We start from the raw sequence: 15,209 nt of genomic DNA on the forward strand, positions 1-15,209 counted from the left end.
GGTAGGGGGACGGGCCCCATTTCCCCTTCCTACCTCAGCGGACGGCCGTCCGGGCGGCTCATCCCACCCCTCCCCCCCGGAAATCGTCCTGGGCAACAGAAGCTTTCGGGAAGCTTGGGGGTTATGAACCCCGAGTGTAGGCAGGGCTCCTCCAGCAGCCCAGCACCCGGGGGGGCTTCCCCTTGGGCCTCAGAGGGAGTACACGGCTCCCCGGCTTCAATGCCGATTTGGCTGGAAACTTCAAGCGCCGGGAAGTAAGGGCGCCCCCTGCCCTGTTCTCGCAGGACTTCAATCAGCAGAAGGACCGACCCTCGTGGCCTCCCAAGTTCCCATCGAAAAGGTTCGTAACATCGGTATCTCCGCCCACATCGACTCGGGCAAGACGACGCTCTCCGAGCGCATCCTCTTCTATACCGGCCGCATCCACGAGATCCATGAGGTGCGTGGCAAGGACGGCGTGGGCGCGAAGATGGACTCGATGGATCTGGAGCGTGAGAAGGGCATCACGATCCAGTCTGCCGCCACCTACGCGATCTGGGGCGAGTACAACATCAACCTGATCGACACCCCGGGACACGTGGACTTCACCATCGAGGTGGAGCGCTCCCTGCGCGTGCTCGACGGTGCCATCCTCGTGCTCTGCTCGGTGTCCGGCGTGCAGTCCCAGTCCATCACGGTGGACCGGCAGATGAAGCGCTACAAGGTTCCCCGCATCGCGTTCGTCAACAAGATGGACCGCGCGGGCGCCAACTACGAGCGCGTGGCGGCCCAGCTCAAGGAGAAGCTGAGCCACCACCCCGTGCGCCTCCAGGTTCCGATCGGCGCCGAGGACCGCTTCCAGGGTCTCATCGACCTCATCCAGATGAAGGCGTTCTACTTCGATGGTGAGAGCGGCGAGAAGATCCGCGAGGAGGAGATCCCCGCCGAGTACCTCGAGAAGGCCAAGGCCGACCGCGTCGAGATGATCGAGAAGGTCGCCGAGGTGGACGACACCCTGGGCGAGCTCTTCCTGGCGGATGCCGCCATCACCAACGAGCAGATCATGGCCGCCGTCCGCCGCGCCACGATCGCGCTGAAGATGACGCCCGTCATGTGCGGCTCCGCCTACAAGAACAAGGGCGTGCAGCTGCTGCTCAACGCCATCTGCGCGTTCCTGCCCAACCCGGCGGAGATCACCAACGAGGCGCTGGACCAGAAGAACGGCGAGGCGAAGATCGTCCTCGAGTCCAACCCGGACAAGCCCTTCGTGGGCCTGGCGTTCAAGCTGGAAGACGGCCGCTACGGTCAGCTCACCTACATGCGCATCTACCAGGGCAAGGTGAGCAAGGGTGACTTCATCACCAACCAGACCAACCAGAAGAAGGTCAAGGTGCCGCGCCTCGTTCGCATGCACTCGAACGAGATGAACGACATCAACGACGCGCGTGCCGGTGACATCGTCGCCCTGTTCGGCGTCGAGTGCGCCTCCGGCGACACGTTCACCGACGGCACCGTGCAGTACACGATGACGTCCATGTTCGTGCCGGACGCCGTCATCTCGCTCGCGGTGAGCCCGAAGAACCGCGACGCCCAGGCCAACTTCTCCAAGGCCCTCAACCGCTTCACCAAGGAAGACCCCACCTTCCGCGTGAACCGTGACGAGGAGTCCGGCCAGACGATCATCCGCGGCATGGGTGAGCTGCACCTGGAGATCTACATCGAGCGCATGAAGCGCGAGTACAACTGCGAGGTGGTCGCCGGTAAGCCGCAGGTGGCCTACCGCGAGACGATCTCCCAGAAGGGCGAGTTCTACTACACGCACAAGAAGCAGACGGGTGGCTCCGGCCAGTTCGCCCGCGTGTGCGGCTACGTGGAGCCCCTGCCGGCCGACGCCGTGCAGCAGTACGAGTTCGTGGACGACATCGTGGGCGGCTCCATCCCCCGCGAGTTCATCCCCGCGTGCGACAAGGGCTTCCAGGAGGCCATCAAGAAGGGCTCGCTCATCGGCTTCCCCGTGGTGGGTGTGCGCGTGGTCATCAACGACGGCGCCTTCCACGCGGTGGACTCGTCCGAGCAGGCGTTCAAGACCGCCGCCATCATGGGCTTCCGCGAGGGCTACGCGGCCGCCAAGCCGATCATCCTCGAGCCGATGATGAAGGTGGAGGTCCAGGCTCCCGAGGACTTCCAGGGCTCCGTCGTCGGTCAGATCAACCAGCGCCGTGGCACCATCCTCGAGTCCGGAACGGCCGAGGGTTACGTGACGGTGGTGGCCGAGGTGCCGCTGAACACCATGTTCGGCTACTCCACGGACCTCCGCTCGGCCACCCAGGGTAAGGGCGAGTTCACGATGGAGTTCGCCAAGTACTCGCCGGTGCCGCGCAACGAGGCCGAGGCCCTGATGGCGCAGTACAAGGAGAAGCAGGCCGCCGAGCAGGCCGCGCGCAAGTAGTCCCGCGCTGCACGGCCTGACAGTTCCAGGCTGTTGAAGGAAGGCGCCTCCCCCGGGGGCGCCTTCTTTGTTTTCGGGCCCGCTGGCGATTCGCGTCGCGGGCCTCCCGGGGACCATCCCCACTCACGAGAACACATGACTTTCGAAGACCTGAAGCTTGCCGAGCCCCTGCTGCGCGCCGTGAAGGCCGAGGGCTACACCACCCCCACGCCCATCCAGCAGCAGGCCGTCCCCCACGTGCTGGAGGGTAAGGACGTGCTCGGCTGCGCGCAGACGGGCACCGGCAAGACGGCGGCGTTCACGCTGCCCATCCTCCAGCGGCTCTCCGTGGGCCGCCCGCCGCCGCCCGCCCGTGGCCGCCCCATCCGCGCGCTCGTGCTCAGCCCCACCCGGGAGCTGGCCGCGCAGATCGGTGAGAGCATCCGCGCCTACGGGCGCTTCACCGGCATCACCTCCGCCGTCATCTTCGGCGGCGTGGGCCAGAACGCCCAGGAGCAGTCGCTCAAGCAGGGCGTGGACATCCTGGTGGCCACCCCGGGCCGCCTGTTGGACCTGATGCAGCAGGGCTTCGTGTCCTACAAGTCGCTCGAGGTGTTCGTCCTCGACGAGGCGGACCGGATGCTGGACATGGGCTTCATCCATGACGTGAAGCGCGTCATCGCCGCGCTGCCCAAGAAGCGGCAGACGCTCTTCTTCTCGGCCACCATGCCGCCGGAGATCCAGGGGCTGGCCAACAGCATCCTGACCAACCCGGTGCGGGTGGAGGTGGCGCCGGTGGCCACCACCGCGGAGACGATTGACCAGCGGCTGTACTTCGTGGAGAAGGAGCAGAAGCGCGGCCTGCTGGTGCACCTGCTGCAGACGGACAAGGCCATCCAGCGCGTACTCGTCTTCACGCGCACCAAGCACGGGGCCAACCGCGTGGCCAAGCAGCTGGAGGCCGCGGGCATCGGCGCCGAGCCCATCCACGGCAACAAGAGCCAGAACGCGCGTGAGCGGGCGCTGGCGGCCTTCAAGTCCGGCACCTGCCGGGTGCTGGTGGCCACGGACATCGCCGCGCGGGGCATCGACATCGACGGCATCACCCACGTCATCAACTTCGATCTGCCCAACGTGCCCGAGACGTACGTGCACCGCATCGGCCGCACGGGCCGCGCGGGCGCGGCGGGCATCGCCCTGTCCTTCTGCGACTCCGAGGAGCGCGCGTACTTGAAGGACATCGAGCGCACCATCCGCCGGCGCGTGCCGGTGATGGAGGCCCAGGCGTACCGCTCGAACATGCCGGCCCCCGCCGAGGGAGCGCTCGACGCGGCTCCGGCCCGGGCCCAGCAGAGCCCCCGTCCCGCTCAGGGACAGCGCCGTGACGGCGAGCGCCGCGACGGCGGGCGCCGCGACGGCAACGGGGGAGGCCGCCGCCGGGGTGGAGGTGGCGGTGGCGGTGGCGGTGGCCGGAGTGCGAACGCGGGAGGCTCCCGCGGCTCGGAGTCGGCGCGTCCGCCTCGGAGCGACCGTCCGGCCAGCCAGCAGGCGCAGCGCCCCTCGGCGCCGGCCCCCGCCGCGGCACCGCCCGCCGTTTCCCAGAGGCCTCGCGCGCCCAAGTGGCTGTAAGAAGCGCTCGCGACGAGAACCTCCGCACACCGGATAAGAGGAACCCTTGACCCTGCTCCGCGCCGCCGACGTCCAACTGTCCTTCGGCAGCCGTACCGTCTTCCAGGGCCTGACGCTCACCATCGAAGAAGGTGAGCGCGTGGGCCTGGTGGGAGTGAACGGCTCCGGCAAGTCCTCGCTGATGAAGATATTGGCGGGGGTGGCGCGCGCGGACGCGGGGGAGTTGCAGCTGCGCCGGGGCGCTCGGGTCACCTATCTGCCGCAGGAGCCCGAGTTCGCTCCGGGCGCCACGGTGGCCTCGGAGCTGAGCGTGGCCCAAGGGCCTCTCCGGGATGCGCTGGCCACGCACGCCGAGATCATCCGCCGCATGGAGTCCACCCCCGCCGACGCCCAGGGCAAGCTGATGGAGCAGCTCTCGGCGTTGTCGGACAAGATCGAGCAGTTGGGTGGCTGGGACACCGAGCACCACGCCAAGACGCTGCTGGACCGGCTCGGCGTGAAGGACTGGGATCGGCCCGTGGCCGAGCTGTCCGGCGGTCTGCGCAAGCGGGTGGCCATCGCCCGCGCGCTGCTGACGCGGCCGGACCTGCTGATGCTGGACGAGCCCACCAACCACCTGGACGCGGACACGGTGGACTGGCTCGAGGAGGAGCTGGACAAGCTGCCCGGCTCGCTGCTGCTGGTGACGCACGACCGCTACTTCCTGGACGGGCTGGTGGATCGGATGGTGGAGATCCAGCCCGGAGAGGGCGTCATCTCGTACCCGGGCAACTACGAGGCGTACGTGGAGCAGAAGCTGGTGGCGCAGGAGAACGCGTCCCTCGCCCAGCACAAGCGCGAGCGCTGGATCGCCCAGGAAGTGGCGTGGCTGCGCAAGGGCCCGGAGGCGCGGCGCACCAAGAGCAAGGCGCGCATCGAGCGGGCTCGCAAGCTGATGGAGGAGAAGGGCTTCCAGCGGCCGAAGGTGGCGGGACTGCAGGTGATGCAGGCGCCCCGGCTGGGCCACACCGTCATCGAGGCCGAGGGCGTGCACAAGTCCTACGGCGAGCGCAACGTGCTCAAGGGCGTCAACCTGATGCTCCAGCGCGGCGAGCGCGTGGGCCTCGTGGGGCCCAACGGCGTGGGGAAGACGACCTTCCTGCGCGTGCTGCTCGGCGAGCTGCCTCCGGACTCCGGCAAGGTGGTCATCGGCAAGAACACCAAGGTCGCCTACTACGATCAGACCCGCGCCTCGCTGGACCCGGAGCAGACGGTGTACGAGGCGGCCTCGCCGCGCGGGGACGACTGGGTGGAGCTGGGCGACCAGCGGGTAGCGCTGCGCGACTACCTGGATGACCTGCTCTTCCCCGTGCCCATGCAGCGCATGAAGGTGAAGGCGCTGTCGGGTGGCGAGCGCAACCGCCTGCTGCTCGCGCGGCTCTTCCTGGAGGGCGCCAACGTCCTCGTGCTGGACGAGCCGACGAACGACCTCGACATCGTCACGCTGAACATCCTCGAGGGGCTGCTGCTCAACTTCACCGGCAGCGTGCTGCTGGTGACGCACGACCGGTACTTCCTCGACAAGGTGGCCACCTCCATCCTCGCCTTCGAGGGCGATGGCAAGGTGGTGCGCTACGAGGGCAACTTCGCCATGTACCGGCGGCTCAAGGAGCAGGCCCAGGCCCGCGCCGCGGCCGCCCCTGCCCCTTCGGCGAAGAAGGCCGAGCCCGCCCCAGCGGCCGAGCCGAAGCAGGCTCGCAAGCCGGGCAAGCTCTCGTACAAGGAGCAGCGCGAGCTGGACGGGATGGAGGCGGCCATCGAGGCCGCGGAGACGCGCAAGGCTGAGCTGGAAGCGCAGCTCGTGGATCCCAGCGTCTACTCCAGCGCCTCCAAGGCGGCCGAGGTGCAGAAGGAGCTGGGCGTGACGGCGGCCGAGGTGGAGCGCCTCTACACGCGCTGGCAGGAACTCCAGAACCTGGCCGCCGGTTCCTGAGCACCAAGAAACCCAATTTTGAGTGCAATAACCCTCTCCCGCTGGGAGAGGGACAGGGTGAGGGTCAACCGCTCGCCCCCATCTGAGGTCCCATGATTCGTCTCGACAACATCGGCAAGCAGCACGGACAGCAGATCCTCTTCGTGGAGGCGTCTGCGCAGCTCAACAAGGGCGAGAAGGTGGGTCTGGTGGGCCCGAACGGAGCGGGTAAATCCACCCTGTTCCGCATGGTGGTCCAGCGGGAGCACCCGGACGAGGGGCAGGTGTCCGTGGATCGCGGCGTCACGGTCGGCTACTTCGACCAGGACGTGGGCGAGATGTCCGGGCAGAGCGCGGTAGCGGCCGTGATGGACGGCGCGGGTCCGGTCTCCGAGGTGGCCTCCGAGCTCAAGCAGCTCGAGGCGGCCATGGCGGACCCCGAGCGCATGGACGAGATGGACAAGCTCGTGGAGCGCTTCGGCGTGGTGCAGGGCCGCTACGAGGAGCTGGGCGGCTACGCGCTGGAGGGCCGGGCGCGGGAGATCCTCGCGGGCCTCGGCTTCTCCGAGGAGATGATGGACGGGGACGTGGGCGCGCTGTCCGGCGGATGGAAGATGCGCGTGGCCCTGGCCCGCATCCTCCTGATGAGCCCGGACGTGATGCTGCTCGACGAGCCGAGCAACCACCTCGACATCGAGTCGCTCATCTGGCTGGAGAACTTCCTCAAGGGGTTCGAGGGCGCGCTGCTGATGACGAGCCACGATCGCGAGTTCATGAACCGCATCGTGACGAAGATCATCGAGATCGACGGCGGCGAGCTGACGACGTACACGGGCAACTACGAGTTCTACGAGCAGCAGCGGGCGCTCAACGAGAAGCACCAGCAGGCGCAGTACGAGCGCCAGCAGGCGATGCTCGCCAAGGAGCTGAAGTTCATCGAGCGCTTCAAGGCTCGGGCCTCGCACGCGGCCCAGGTGCAGAGCCGGGTGAAGAAGCTGGAGAAGATCGAGAAGGTGGAGCCGCCCAAGCGCCGGCAGACGCTGGTGTTCGAGTTCCAGCAGGCGCCGCGCTCGGGTGACGACGTGGCCAAGCTGGAGCGGGTGGTGAAGGGCTACGGCAAGCGCCGCATCTACAACGGCCTGGACTTCCTCGTGCGGCGCGGCGAGCGCTGGTGCGTGATGGGCGTGAACGGGGCGGGCAAGTCCACCCTGCTCAAGCTGATCGCCGGTGAGTCGAAGCCGGACGACGGCGCGGTGAGCGTCGGCGGCAGCGTGAAGCTGGGCTACTTCGCGCAGCACGCGATGGAGCTGCTCAAGCCGGACCAGACGGTGTTCGACTCGCTGGTGGACAGGTTCCCGCGGGCCTCGCAGGGCTCACTGCGTGCGCTGGCCGGGTGCTTCGGCTTCTCGGGCGATGAGATCGAGAAGAAGTGCAAGGTGCTCTCCGGAGGCGAGAAGGCGCGGCTCGTGCTGGCGCAGATGCTGTATGACCCGCCCAACTTCCTGATCCTCGACGAGCCCACCAACCACCTGGACATGGCGACGAAGCAGATGCTCATCGCGGCGCTGGCCAACTACGAGGGCACCATGCTCTTCGTGAGCCACGACCGGCACTTCCTGGGCGCGCTGTCCAACCGGGTGCTGGAGCTGACGCCCGAGGGCATCCACCAGTACGGCGGCGGCTACACGGAGTACGTGGCCCGCACCGGCCACGAGGCCCCCGGCCTGCGCAGCTGACGTTCCCCGGGCATGAGGGGCCGCAGTGGGCAACAGGCCCCGCTGCTCCTCATGTCTCCCGATGGGTTCTGGACGGGCCACGCCCTGGCATGGAGGATTGCCCCCATGCTCACCCTCCACAAAGGCCCCGCCGCGTTCGGCCTCAGTGACGTCAGCCCCTTTTGTCTCAAGCTGGAGTGCTATCTCCGGATGGCCGGCATCCCCTACACGGGAAAGCCGGCCGCCTTCGGGAAGGCGCCCAAGGGGAAGATCCCCTTCATCGAGGAGGATGGCTCGTTCCTGGGTGACTCCCAGCTCATCATCGAGCACCTCAAGCGCAAGCACGGCGACACGCTCGACGCGAAGCTCAGCGCGGAGCAGGTCGCCCAGGGGCACCTCGTGCGGCGCATGCTGGAGGACAGCTTCTACTGGCACATCATCCATGAGCGCTGGCTCGCGGAGGAGGGATGGCGGCTCTACAAGCCCGTCTTCGAGGCCCTCTTCCCGCCCGTCGCCGGCAAGCTCATCGTGCCCATGATTCGCCGGGGGGTCGGCAAGGCGATGCACACCCAGGGCCTGGGCCGCCACCGGCCGGAGGAGCTCCTGGAGATGGGCAAGGCGGATGTCTCCGCGGTGGCCACGGTGCTCGGCGACAAGCCCTTCCTGCTGGGAGAGAGCCCCTCCTCGTTCGACGCGACGCTCTACGCGTTCATCGCGAGCATCCTCGAGTTCCCGGTGGACTCGCCGCTCCGCAAGTACACGCAGGGGCAGCAGAACCTGGTCCGCTACTGCGAGCGCCTCAAGCAGCGTTACTTCGCGGGCGGACAGAAGTAGTCCTCCCGGCGGGCCCCGTCTGTACGCCGAAAGACAGCGCGCCCCCCGCATCCCCGTGGGGCGATGCGCGAGCGCTCCCGCGTGTCCACGGTCCGTCCGTTCAACGAGTGGTTGAACCGAGGCACGCGGGGGTGGTGGGAATGAGACGGATGCTCGTTTCGTGCATGGCGGCGGTGGCGGTGTGGCTGTCGGGGTGTGCCAATTGCGAGCAGCTCCAAGAGGGCGCCACGGAGCTGGTCGCGCACTACGCCCAGTGCCGCCCTGGAGACACCTGCCAGAAGCTCGATCTCCTCGCCCTGGCAGGCGGGCAGAACTGCCTGGGCGCGTTCCAATGCTTCGGTGCCGTCAACACGAAGGCCAACCTCACCGAGTTCCAGCGGCGCGCGCGAACCCTCGCCCAGCAGGCCTCCATCGTCTGCCAGCCGGGAGAGTGCGTCACCGCCTCCTGTCTGGACCCGAGAGAGCTCGTGCCCGTGTGCGACACGGAGCTCGGCCAGTGCGTGCTGGTGCCGCGCTAGCCGTGCTCAGAGCAGCTTGCCGGGGTTGAGGATGCCGAGCGGATCCACCGCGCCCTTGATGGCGAGGTGGAGCCGGTGGGTCTCGGGGCCGAGTTGCCGGGCGATGAACGGGCGCTTGAGCGAACCGACCCCATGCTCCCCGGTGATGGTGCCTCCCAGCTCGAGCACCGCGTGCAGGATGTCGTCGAACGCCACCTTGGCCCGGGCCACCGCTTCCGGGTCGTTCTGGTCGAAGACGATCGTGGGGTGCATGTTCCCGTCGCCCGCGTGCCCGAACGTCCCGATGAGCACTCCCCGCTGCTCGGCGATGCGCTCGACCGCCGCGAGCAGGTCCGGGATACGCGAGAGCGGCACCCCCACGTCATCGAGCAGCGTCGAGCCCTGCCGCTCCAGCGCGGGAAAGGCGAACCGGCGCGCGCCCATCAACAACTCTCCCTCCGCCTCGTCGGAGGAGTGCGCGATGAAGGTCGCTCCGGCGGCCTCGCAGACGGCCGCCATCCGCGTGCACTCCGCCACGCCCTGCTCGCCCCCGGCATCGGAGCGCGCCAGCAGGAGTGCCGCGGCCTGGACGTCCAGCCCCATGGGCCTAGCGGCCTCGACGGCCCGGACGGTCGTGCGGTCCATCAACTCCAGGAGCGAGGGCCGGGTGTCGGCCATGATCTCCGTGACCGCCGTTCCGGCTCCGACGAGCGTCGGGAACGAGGCCACCAGCGTCGTGGCCCGGGGTGGGCGCGGCCGCAGTTTCAGCGTGGCCTCGGTGATGACGCCGAGCGTGCCCTCGGAGCCGACGAACAGCCGGGTGAGGTCATAGCCAGCGACGTTCTTGACCATGCGGCCGCCGGTCCGGACGACGGAGCCATCCGCGAGCACGGCCTCGAGCCCGAGCACGGCATCCCCGGTCACACCGTACTTCACGCAGCACAGGCCGCCGGCATTGGTGGCGAGGTTGCCGCCGAGGGTCGAGAACTCCCAGCTCGCGGGGTCCGGCGCGTACCAGAGCCCCAGCTCCGCCGCGGCCGCCTTGAGCGTGCCGTTGATGACCCCGGGTTGGACGACGGCGCACAGGCCGCGCCGGTCTATCTCCAGGATGCGGTTCATCCGCGTGAGCGAGAGCACGATGCACCCATCCACGGCGTTGGCGCCGCCCGACAGCCCCGAGCCCGCGCCACGGGGGACCACGGGCACGCGGAGGGCCGACGCCACCCGGAGCACGGCCTGCACTTCGGCCGTCGAGCCTGGACGGACGAGCACACGAGGCGAGCCCGCCGGGGCCCATCCGGCCTGGTCCCGGCGGTGTGCCTCAAGCACATCGGGGTCGGTGACGAGTGCCTCGGGCGGCAGGACGGAAGCGAGCTCACGCAACAGGTCCACGCTCATGGGCGCTGATGCTATCGAGTGCACGTCTGGCGGACCATGTTCTCGCAGTGGTCGCGCCCCGCCACGACGCCGATGACCCAGGAGAGCTAGGTCGCCGCGGGCTCGAAGAGGTCCTGCACCGACTGCACGGACACGGCCCTGCGGAGCCAACGCCTGAGTTGCTCGAGGTCCGTGCAAGCGGCAATGCGCTGGCGGGTCTGATCATCCACCTGGAGGCCCCGGGCTTCGAGGACCTCCAGCAGGGCTATCACTTCTCCCTCCTGCCGTCCCTCCTGCCGTCCCTCCTGCCGTCCCTCCTGCCGTCCCTCCTGCCGTCCCTCCTGCCGGCCTTGGGCGAGGTACCGCCGGGCGAACTCGCTCTGGTACTCGTAGGTTCCACCGCGCATCAGTGCCTCCAAGGCCGTGCGTGCCGCGTCGTTCAACGAGCACATCACCAAATCAAAATAGAAGCGCGCCCGCTCGTCATCAACCCCCACCAGCCCGGGTAGCACCGCCTCGGCGATGGCCGCGCCCCTCTCGCCCTGCCCGTGTGCCATGGCGGACAGCACCGCCAACTCCACCGCCTCGCGCGCCTGCTCGGGCCGGGTAATCACCGGAATGCGCTCCGGTCCCGCCACGCAGGGCCTCAGCACGAAGCCTGGATGGCCCAACTCCATGGGCTGCCCGCCCCAGCGGGCCACCGCCGCGTCCGGAGCCACCACCAGCAGCACCGTGGGGCACCTCAACCTCGCCCTCATGTGCGTGAGGTACACCGGCCACGTGTACCGCTTCTCCTCGTCCGGCGAGAGCTGCACCTCCACCACGATGGCGAAGCGAGGCGTGTCCTCCCACAGCAGCACCACCAGGTCCGCCCGGTATTCGGTGGGCACCACCTGCGTCAGCTCCGCGGACTCCGCCCGGGCCTCCGCGTAGGCGGGCAGCTCGACACCGAGCGCGTCCCGCAACAACTCGGCCGCCAGGGCCGGGCGGTTGCGGAACAACTCCAAGAGGGCCTCGTGCCGGAGGGAGGGCATGCGGCGGCCCATGTGACTCCATAAGTCACATGCCGTCAAGCCCGGGGTTGACTCAAGAAGTAGTGCCCAGCCCCTGCCCGAAAGGCCTACTTGGCCATGAACCCGAAGGCCTTGAGCATCGCCACGGCGATACCCATGAGGCTCTCACCGGCGATGAAGCCCGAGCTCACCGGGAGCACGGTGGCCTCGGCCAGCTTCGCCTGCTTGCGGCGCAGCACCTCGGCGATGGCCGCGCCGATGAAGAAGCTGATGGAGCTCGCCCCGGGAATCACGATGGCCAGCCCCAGGCCCGCGGACGAGGGGATGAACGGCTTGGCCTTCTTCGGCGCCCAGCGCTCCAGCAGCACCAGCGCCACGCCCAGCGCCAGGCCGCACACCGCGCCGATGCGCGCCGACATGTGCAGCGAGCTCACCCCATTCACGAGCATCTTCGACACGCCCGCCCACACCAGCGAGGAGGGCGCGGGGAACTCCTCGGTGCCCAGCACGTCCGCGCTCGGCACCAGCAGGTTGAAGGCCGGCACCACCACGGCGGCCCCGGCCACCACGCCGAAGAGCTGCGCGATGAACTGCTTGCGCGGGTTGGCGCCCAGCAGCCAGCCCGTCTTGAGGTTCGTGAGCAGGTCCGCCGAGTGCAAACCCACGCCGCCCGTGGCGTTGGCGCTCATCACGTTGGCCGCGAGGTTGCCGGGCAGGATGGCCCCGTAGAGCAGCTGCGTCACCGGCCCGAGCGCCTTGGTGGGCGTGGTGTCCGTCTCTCCCGTGACGCGCGCGGCGATGACGCCCATCACCACCGACAGCGGCAGGGCGATGACTCCCGCCCACCACGGAATCTGGAAGAGGTAGGCCATCAGCCCCACCACGATGGGGCCCAGCACCAGGAAGCCCAGGGGGAACCAGGTGGGCGGGCACTCGACGCCGGCCAGCGGATCCTTGTCCTCCTCGCTGCTCTTCCCGAAGAGCCCCGAGAGCGCCTTGAACGACTTGGCCACGCTGCGCCACTGGAAGGCGAAGGACAGCAGGCCCGAGGACACCAGCACCGAAGCCCCCGTCCACAGCGCCCAGCCATTGATGGCCTTGTACGTCACCTCGGGGATGACGCCGCGGCTGACCATCTCCGGGGCGAGGAAGCCGTAGGTGAAGATGGCGCCCAGCAGCATGGACCAGCCCGTCTTGAAGCTCACCAGCGCCCCGGCGCCAATCAGCAGCAGGCTCAGGTCGAGCGAGAGCGTCCACGCCCCCGCCGGCTTGCCGCCAATGGTGAAGGGCAGGCTCAGCTTCGAGGGCAGATTCCACACCAGCCACGAGCCCCTGCCGTCCCGCCAGAACGCGATGACGGCCCCCACCAGGCCCGCGAGGCCCAGGTAGCGCGCCTTGCCGCGCGAGCCCTCGTCATTGCCGTGGAGCGCCTGGAGCGTCTCGGCGGTGGCCGTCCCCGTGGGAAACGGGAGCTGCTCGACGTTGATGAGCTGGCGCTTGATGGGGATGGCCGCGAAGACGCCCATGGCGGAGATCACCGCGAACCAGGCCACCAGCCACCCCGCGGACGGCAGCGCCCCGGTGAGCATCAGCAGGGCGGGCACGGCCGCCATGTTGCCCCCGCCCGTCATGTACCCCGCCCCCGAGGCCACCGAGCCCACCGCGTTGTTCTCCAGCGCGGTGACCTCCGTCTTCACCAGCCCCACGGCCCGCAGCGCGCCAAAGGCGGCGAAGGAGAGGACACACGCGGTGATGGTGACGCCCAGGCTCCAGCCCGTCTTGAGGATGACGTACAGGTTGGACAGGCACATCACCGCGCCAATCAGCATGCCCGCGATGACGGCGCGCACGGTGAGCTGGTTCTCGGCCCCCTTGTAGACGTTCTGGAGCCAGTACCGCTCGGGATCCTGCGCGGCGGTCTTGGAGTCCTTCTTCGGCAGCTCCAGCTCGGGAGGGAGCCGGAGCTGTTGGGGAGAGGGCGTGGCGGGCTGGCTCATGGGGGGTGGAAGATACCGGAACACCCCCTACCCCACGAGTGGGGATTACTCCCCGACCGGCCCAGCCGTCCGCTCAGTGCGCGCCGCCCGGCCCGTGGGCGTGGCCGTGCTCCTTCTCCTCGTCGGTAGCGGCGCGCACTTCACGCACCGTGACATCGAAGTGGAGCGTCTTGCCCGCCATCGGGTGGTTGAGGTCCACCACCACCTTGTCCCCCTTCAGCTCGCGGATGGTGATGGGGATGACGTCCCCGTCCGCCGTCTGCGCGCTGATGGTCAGGCCCGCCTGCAGGGTGGCATTGGGGGGGAACATCTCGCGGGGCACTTCCTGGAGGCCGCGCGGATCGTGGTCGCCGTAGCCCTGCGAAGGAGGCACCACCACCTTCTTGGACTCCCCGGCGGACATGCCCTCCAACTGCCCCTCCAGACCCGGGACGATCTGCCCCCGGCCATGCATGTAGGCGAGCGGCTGCCCGGGCTCACTCTCGTCGACGACCTGTCCATCCCCGAGGTGCAACCGGTACTCCAACGAGACCACGCTGTCCTTGGACACCTTCATGATGGGCTGCTCCTTCTGTCCTACGGGTATGGGACGGAGATGTAGCGGGGGCAAGCAACCCGTGCTCCCTTGATTGGTCAGGAGCCGGGCGGAAGGGCGCAGCCTAGGGGTGATTCTTCGGGGTGGATACCTCCACGCCGCTCCGAGTGCCCGCCATCTCACGCAGCCGGTGGCCCACCCGTTCGGCCCACTCGGGCTCCACCTCCAGACACGCCGCCTTGCGCCCCAGCCGCAGCGCCGCCGACGGCATGGAGCCACTGCCCGCGAACGGGTCCAACACCCAGTCCCCCGGCCGGCTCCAGGTGCGCACCAGCGGCTCCAGCACGGAGAAGGGTTTGTGGTGGGGATGGTTGCCCCAGTGCGCCGCCTCGGCGTCGTCGTCGTAGCCGCCCACCACCGCCCAGACGGTGGGCAGGTCCCCCGGCGCCAGCTCGGGCGCGGGCGTGCGCGAGAGCACCAGCGCCACCTCGTAGACGCGCAGCAGCTGCTCGTTGGCGTTCTTGTCCGTGGTGCGCTTGCCCCAGACGTACTCGCCCCGCTGGTGGCTGAAGCCCAGCGAGCGGGCCACCGCGAGGATGGGCTCCTTGCCCAACAGGTTCGTCCAGATGGCCAGCGTGGCGTCCGGCGTCAGGTGCGCCACCGCGCGCGTCATCCACTCCTCGGTGAAGACACGGTAGTCGCGCACCGTCTCGAAGCGCACGATGGGGTTGCGATCGATCTTCTTGTTCGCCCGGGGATCCCTCAGGTCTCCCCCCTTGCGCCGCCGCGTGAGCAGGCAATACGGCGGATCCGTGTGCAGGAAGGTGGCCTTCGCTTCTCCCAGCACGGCCCGGTAACCCCCGGGCTCCCGCGCATCGGCCCGCACGCAGCGGAAGGACTCGAGCTCTTCGTGTGGATTCATCCGGCGCGCACCCTACCCCAGCACCGCCCGCGTGACGGCCAGGATGTCCCCCACCGCCACCCGCTCGTGCGACTTGAAGACGGCGAAGTCGTCCCCCTGCTCGGTCACCACGTCCAGCACCTCGTCGATGAAGGCCTCGCCCTCGCGCAGCTGGACCGCCACCGGCCGGTGCCTCACAGCGGCCTCCTCGAGCACGTCGATGAAGTCACAACGGCCCACCTCGTCCTGGCATATCCGCGTCATCGTCTCGCAGCCTCCGGCGCGTGCTCCCTTCGCGCCGCGTCCGCCAAACGTAACGATTCCCCAGGGCCCCGCCCACCGGAATGACCCGG

The 15,209-nt window shown here is 68.8% G+C and carries 12 protein-coding genes; 6 read left to right on the plus strand and 6 right to left on the minus strand.

Annotation, left to right across the window (positions count from 1 at the left end; translation table 11 throughout):
• Positions 1-313 precede the first annotated feature (313 nt).
• The 6 genes from fusA (at position 314) to NR798_RS34075 (ending at position 9,054) form a co-directional block, all read left to right on the plus strand.
• Positions 314-2,428, plus strand: a complete 2,115-nt coding sequence (gene fusA, locus NR798_RS34050) for an elongation factor G (protein ID WP_375766702.1) — start codon at positions 314-316, stop codon at positions 2,426-2,428.
• Positions 2,429-2,563: 135 nt separating this feature from the next.
• Complete coding sequence (locus tag NR798_RS34055; protein ID WP_375766703.1) at positions 2,564-4,036, plus strand: DEAD/DEAH box helicase; 1,473 nt, start codon at positions 2,564-2,566, stop codon at positions 4,034-4,036.
• A gap of 46 nt (positions 4,037-4,082) precedes the next feature.
• Complete coding sequence (locus tag NR798_RS34060) at positions 4,083-6,008, plus strand: ABC-F family ATP-binding cassette domain-containing protein (protein ID WP_375766704.1); 1,926 nt, start codon at positions 4,083-4,085, stop codon at positions 6,006-6,008.
• Positions 6,009-6,100: 92 nt separating this feature from the next.
• On the plus strand, positions 6,101-7,723 hold the full coding sequence (locus NR798_RS34065) for an ABC-F family ATP-binding cassette domain-containing protein (RefSeq protein WP_375766705.1): 1,623 nt from the start codon (positions 6,101-6,103) through the stop codon (positions 7,721-7,723).
• 105 nt (positions 7,724-7,828) lie between these two features.
• Entirely contained in the window at positions 7,829-8,536 is a 708-nt protein-coding gene (locus NR798_RS34070) for a glutathione S-transferase family protein (RefSeq protein WP_375766706.1), read from the plus strand.
• A 140-nt stretch (positions 8,537-8,676) separates the two neighbouring features.
• On the plus strand, positions 8,677-9,054 hold the full coding sequence (locus NR798_RS34075; RefSeq protein ID WP_375766707.1) for a hypothetical protein: 378 nt from the start codon (positions 8,677-8,679) through the stop codon (positions 9,052-9,054).
• Between the two features lie 6 nt (positions 9,055-9,060).
• On the opposite strand, the gene NR798_RS34080 is transcribed toward NR798_RS34075, so the two are convergent.
• The 6 genes from NR798_RS34080 to NR798_RS34105 form a co-directional block, all read right to left on the minus strand.
• Positions 9,061-10,431, minus strand: coding sequence for an FAD-binding oxidoreductase (locus NR798_RS34080; RefSeq protein ID WP_375766708.1), 1,371 nt, complete (start codon positions 10,429-10,431; stop codon positions 9,061-9,063).
• An 86-nt stretch (positions 10,432-10,517) separates the two neighbouring features.
• Complete coding sequence (locus tag NR798_RS34085; protein ID WP_375766709.1) at positions 10,518-11,456, minus strand: hypothetical protein; 939 nt, start codon at positions 11,454-11,456, stop codon at positions 10,518-10,520.
• Between the two features lie 74 nt (positions 11,457-11,530).
• Entirely contained in the window at positions 11,531-13,420 is a 1,890-nt protein-coding gene (locus NR798_RS34090) for an OPT family oligopeptide transporter (protein ID WP_375766710.1), read from the minus strand.
• 73 nt (positions 13,421-13,493) lie between these two features.
• Positions 13,494-13,976: a peptidylprolyl isomerase gene (locus tag NR798_RS34095; protein WP_375766711.1), complete on the minus strand. Its 483-nt coding sequence runs from the start codon at positions 13,974-13,976 to the stop codon at positions 13,494-13,496.
• Between the two features lie 103 nt (positions 13,977-14,079).
• Positions 14,080-14,877, minus strand: coding sequence for a DNA-methyltransferase (locus NR798_RS34100; RefSeq protein WP_375766712.1), 798 nt, complete (start codon positions 14,875-14,877; stop codon positions 14,080-14,082).
• 12 nt (positions 14,878-14,889) lie between these two features.
• Positions 14,890-15,120: a hypothetical protein gene (locus NR798_RS34105; protein WP_375766713.1), complete on the minus strand. Its 231-nt coding sequence runs from the start codon at positions 15,118-15,120 to the stop codon at positions 14,890-14,892.
• Between the last annotated feature and the right edge of the window lie 89 nt (positions 15,121-15,209).

Origin of the sequence: Archangium gephyra, from assembly GCF_042230915.1 — a bacterium.
Taxonomy (GTDB): domain Bacteria; phylum Myxococcota; class Myxococcia; order Myxococcales; family Myxococcaceae; genus Archangium; species Archangium gephyra_B.